Annotated in this window: 3 protein-coding genes; 2 read left to right on the plus strand and 1 reads right to left on the minus strand. The window is 54.7% G+C overall.

Annotated features, from left to right (window positions below):
* Positions 1–699: 699 nt before the first annotated feature.
* A complete protein-coding gene (metG, locus tag EKM95_RS11285; protein ID WP_125698522.1) occupies positions 700–2,676 on the plus strand; it encodes a methionine--tRNA ligase in 1,977 nt (658 codons plus the stop codon).
* Positions 2,677–2,787: 111 nt separating this feature from the next.
* Here the strand turns inward: metG and EKM95_RS11290 are convergent, their stop codons facing one another.
* Positions 2,788–3,567: a DeoR/GlpR family DNA-binding transcription regulator gene (locus tag EKM95_RS11290; protein WP_125698524.1), complete on the minus strand. Its 780-nt coding sequence runs from the start codon at positions 3,565–3,567 to the stop codon at positions 2,788–2,790.
* Between the two features lie 742 nt (positions 3,568–4,309).
* Between EKM95_RS11290 and EKM95_RS11295 the strand changes: the two genes are divergently transcribed.
* On the plus strand, positions 4,310–4,891 hold the full coding sequence (locus EKM95_RS11295) for a hypothetical protein (protein WP_125698526.1): 582 nt from the start codon (positions 4,310–4,312) through the stop codon (positions 4,889–4,891).
* The last annotated feature ends 87 nt before the right edge of the window (positions 4,892–4,978 follow it).

The following is a 4,978-nucleotide window of genomic DNA, read 5'->3' on the forward strand; positions in this document are numbered from 1 at the left end:
GAGGTAAAAACCTGAACGAACACCGTCGTTGTGCACTTTAGCAAAACGGCGGTCCAAAAAAATGTCCGCACGCCCCGAAAGCTCACGCAAGTAATGTCACCGCATCACACAAGATCCGGACGCCCGCCGAAAGCTCACGCAAGTAATGTCACCGCATCACACAAGATTCTCACGCTCGCCGAAAGCTCACACAACTAATGTCACCGCATCACACAAGACACGCACGCCGCCCAAAGATCATGCAATTAATGTCACCGCATCACACAAAATCCGGACGCCCGCCGAAAGCTCACGCAAGTAATGTCACCGCATCACACAAGATCCTCACGCTCGCCGAAAGCTCACACAACTAATGTCACCGCATCACACAGGATTCGCACGCCCCGAAAGCTCACACAACTAATGTCACCGCATCACACAAAATCCGGACGCGCCCGAAAGCTCACGCAAGTAATGTCACCGCGTCACACTAGATGCTTACCCGCCAGAAGACTCCGCAAATAATGTGACCCCATCACACCAGTTACCAGCGCACGCCTCAAGTTTTCCCCAGCGAAGATTCACCGCCGCGCCAATTTCTGGAAAGCCACTGAAAACCAGCGGCGGCCTATGCTATACTGAAAGCTAACTAAGACTTTTTTGTCGGGCGGCGCGAGTCATTTCCCGCGTCGTACCTTTTGCTGCAGGAGGCACATTTTCATGGCTAAACCTACGTTCTATGTCACGACGCCAATCTATTATCCGTCGGGCAAATTGCACATCGGCAACGCGTACACCACCATCGCGGCGGACGTTTTGGCACGTTACAAGCGGCTGATGGGCTACGATGTCTTTTTCCTGACCGGGACTGACGAGCACGGTCTGAAGATCGAGCAGAAAGCGGACGAGCTCGGCATCACCCCGCAAGCATATGTCGACGGCATGGTGACGCAGATCAAACAGCTGTGGAAAATGCTTGAGATCACCAATGATAAATTTATTCGTACGACGGACCCAGAACATGTGGCCGCGGTGCAAAAAATCGTTGAACGCCTGATCAAGCAGGGGGATGTTTACCTCGGCGAGTACACGGGCTGGTATTCGGTCGAAGACGAGGAGTATTTCACCGAACCGCAGCTGGCGGAAGTTTATCGCGACAAGGACGGCAAAGTGATCGGCGGCAAGGCGCCATCCGGCCATGAGGTGCAGCTGGTCAAGGAAGAAAGCTATTTCTTCCGGATGAGCAAGTACAGTGAGCGGTTGCTGCAGTTCTATGATGAGCATCCTGATTTTATTCAGCCAGCGTCCCGCAAAAATGAAATGATCAATAATTTCATCAAGCCGGGTCTGGAAGATCTTGCGATGAGCCGCACCAGTTTCAACTGGGGCGTGCCGATTCCGGAAAATCCAAAGCACGTGGTCTACGTGTGGGTCGATGCGTTGCTCAACTATATCACCGCGCTGGGTTATGGCTCGGATGACCAGACGCTGTTTGATAAATACTGGCCGGCTAATATTCAGCTGATCGGCAAGGAGATCGTCCGCTTCCATACCATCTATTGGCCAATCATTTTGATGGCGCTTGGCCTGCCGATTCCAAAGAAGATCTACGGCCATGGCTGGCTGGTGATGAAGGACGGCAAGATGTCCAAGTCCAAGGGCAACGCGATCTACCCGGAGATGCTCGTGGAGCGTTACGGCCTGGATGCGCTGCGGTATTATCTGATGCGCGCCATTCCGTTTGGCAATGACGGCATCTTCACGCCGGAGGACTTCATCGATCGCATCAATTTTGATCTGGCAAACGACTTGGGCAACTTGCTCAATCGGACCGTTGCCATGATCAACAAGTATGAAGGCGGCGTGCTGCCGGAATTGCTGGCGGACAAGACGCCATTTGATAGCGATCTGGAAAAGGTGGCCGCCCAAACTCTGGGTGACTACAACAAGTTGATGGATAACCTGCAGTTCTCCGACGCACTGGATGCGGCGTGGAAACTGGTGGCCCGCGCGAACAAGTATATTGATGAAACTGAACCGTGGACGCTGGCCAAGGACCCGGCGGACAAGGAAAAACTCGATTCTGTCATGGGCCACTTGGCGGAAAGTCTGCGGCTGATCGCGCTGCTCGTGCAGCCGATCATGACGCACGCACCGCGTCAAATGTTCGGCCAGCTTGGGCTGGACGATCAGGACGAGGCGCAAGAGACGCTTGAGTGGGGGCATCTGCCGGCCGGCAACAAGGTAGCCGAGCAGGGCACACCTATTTTTCCGCGGCTTGACGCGGAGGAAGAGGTCGCGTTCATCAAGTCGCAGATGCAGCCGCCAAAGAAGTTGGCGACGGTCGATGAGAAGACGCGCAAGGGCGAGATCGGCATCGAGGCGTTCGACAAGAGCGAGATCCGGGTCGCGGAAATTCTGAATGTCGAGAAGGTGCACGGTGCGGACAAGCTCTTGAAGTTCACGCTGGATGCCGGCGACGAGGGCACGCGGCAGATTCTGTCGGGCATCGCCAAGTTCTATCCGGAGTTCACGAAGCTCAAGGGTAAAAAGGTGCTGGCGGTGGTCAATCTCAAGCCGCGCAAGCTGAAGGGCGAGATGTCGGAGGGCATGCTGCTGTCGGCCGAGGACAACGAGGGCAAGATCACGTTGGTCGAGGTCCCGGCTGGCCTGCAAAATGGCTCGCTGATCGGGTAGTTTAAGTTGAATGGATATAAAAAAATCGACTCGCGGGTGCGGGTCGATTTTTTGCGGGCTGGATCCTGTGCTGTGCGTCACAGTTTCGGGGAAAATCGTGAGTTCGTGCTGCTACGCCCCCTGTTTTGGCGTCATTGCTGTATGCACGGTGGTCAATGCGGCGTATGGGGCGAGGGCGGCTTCGTCTGCGCCGTCGTCTGTGATCAGGCCGCTGATCTGGTCGAGGGTATAGAAGGTATAAAAATCTTGCTGATCGAGTTTACTATGGTCGCATACGACGAAGGTGGCGTGCGCATTTTTCAACGCGATGCGCAGAGTCTGGCCTTCTTCGGGACTGGTGGTGGTGATCAGCTCCTTGTTGATGCCATTAGCGCCGACAAAGGCTTTGTCAAAGCGCAGGCGTTCGAGGACCTCGTTGGCGAGGCTGCCGACAAAGGCGCCTGAGCGTGCGCGGTAGGTGCCACCGATCAGCTGAAGGTCGACGCGCCGGCCCAAGCGCTGAAAGCTTTCGAACACTTGCAGGGCGTTGGTGATGAAACGCACATCAGTCGCCTCGATGTAAGGGGCGATCAATTCCAGCGTGGTGCCGGAGCCGATGAAGATCGTGTCGCCGTCATCGATCATATCGGCGGCGAGGCGCGCGATCGCCGTTTTGGCAGGGACTTCCAGTTGCCGTTTTTCGTCGTGACTGCGCTCGGGCATGTGCGCCAATCCGCGACTTTGCGCGCCGCCGTGGATTCGAATCAGCGCATTTTCCGCCGCGAGTTCATCGAGGTCCCGCCGCACGGTCATGGTCGACACGCCAAGCGTTTCACCGATTTCGCTGACGGTCACGATTCCCTTTTTTTCAACCAGCGACTTGATCGTAATGAGCCGTTCGCGCTTGAGCATTGTCGTCACACCTTTTCCAATATTTGTGAGTTCTTGTTCGTTCCTGTTGACGTTAGCACGCTTTTATCAAAATCACAAGTAAATTGTGCCAAACGAACAATGGGCGGGATTTTCAAATGCGGAGACGAGCGACCAGTTTTTTTACTTCAGTTGACACAGGAAAAAACTGCTCACGCTACAACGCTGCCTGGGAAAATTGGGCGATTGCTTGATAGTGTTGAGATTCTATTACCCGGAGCCACAGCGAAAGAGCGAGAAATCGCGTCAAGGATTCCTGAATCGTCGTGCTGGCCGAAACTGTTCGTAGAATCTCGATGGAGCAAGAATAATAAAGGCAAGCTGCTGTTACCTCGTCGTGCTCGCGGTGGCTATTCTGCTAAGCGTCGACACCACGCTTCAAACGGTGTGGCAACTTGCCGGGGAAAATGCGACGATTGTGTGCCAATACGAGCGCGGCGCGATGTCCCTGACCAGCCTCTTGTTAGATGTGCCCGTCAGCCAAAAAGTAATTGCCAAAAAGGATGCAATTTACTGGCAACTGATCCACGCCGAACATTCACGGCAGGCGTCACGCACTCGCCGCTTTCACCGGTGGTTTGGCTATGTGGGTCGGTGCCCGTGTCCAGTTAAATCACTTTTCCGAGTGAGGGGACACCTCTGAAAGAATAGTTTCGGCGGCTGACTAATCTTCACACGCACGCCACATTTGCGGGGTACACTTGCCCTACATATGGAGGCAATCATGACAACAACAGCGAATCTTATTTTTCAAGGCGCCGTGCTTGTGGCGATACTATGCGCATTTCTCAGCCTGCGCCTCAGAAAACAGGCGGACAAACAGGCACCATCCCTGACCAAGACGCTTGGCCTCTCCAAACTCGAGACGTGGCGCTACAACCAACGCCTTCAACTCGCGCTCGTCGACCTCGATAACGCGCTGTTCACAAGCCAAACCCGTCTCGGCCTTTCCGCAATGGCCATGATGATCACGCTCGGCGGCTGGCTTGCCGTGACCCTTGAACTGGAAGTCCACCTCGCGCGCTTGTGCGTCTGGTCGGTGCTCGTCATGGCTGGTTATCTCTGGTTCACCCGCACCAGCTGGACACGTCGAGCCAAAAACCTCGCCGCCATCGACCAGCTCCTTGAAAAAGACCCAGACCAGGCCGCCAGTTTTTCCATCACCAAAGCGGGCCAGGCAAAAGGCAAAGCAGTCGAAGGTAAACGCAAATTAGCCGCGATTCTGGTCATCATTGGCCTCACCGTCATCGTCCTCGCCCGCATCTACCTCGACATCGCCACCATCCAGGCAAACACCTTGCATTGATCGCCATTATCCTGGATTATTCATAGAATTTCAAAAAAGCAGCGCAATCCCATGATTCACACGGGACTGCGCTGCTTTGGTGTTTCA

Source organism: Lacticaseibacillus yichunensis, assembly GCF_003946405.1.
In the GTDB taxonomy this organism is placed as follows: domain Bacteria; phylum Bacillota; class Bacilli; order Lactobacillales; family Lactobacillaceae; genus Lacticaseibacillus; species Lacticaseibacillus yichunensis.

Bases quoted from the DNA above. Each gene is read 5' to 3' on its own strand.
- metG (WP_125698522.1), top strand. From the start codon at position 700: ATGGCTAAACCTACGTTCTATGTCACGACGCCAATCTATTATCCGTCG.
- EKM95_RS11290 (WP_125698524.1), bottom strand. From the start codon at position 3,567: ATGCTCAAGCGCGAACGGCTCATTACGATCAAGTCGCTGGTTGAAAAA.
- EKM95_RS11295 (WP_125698526.1), top strand. From the start codon at position 4,310: ATGACAACAACAGCGAATCTTATTTTTCAAGGCGCCGTGCTTGTGGCG.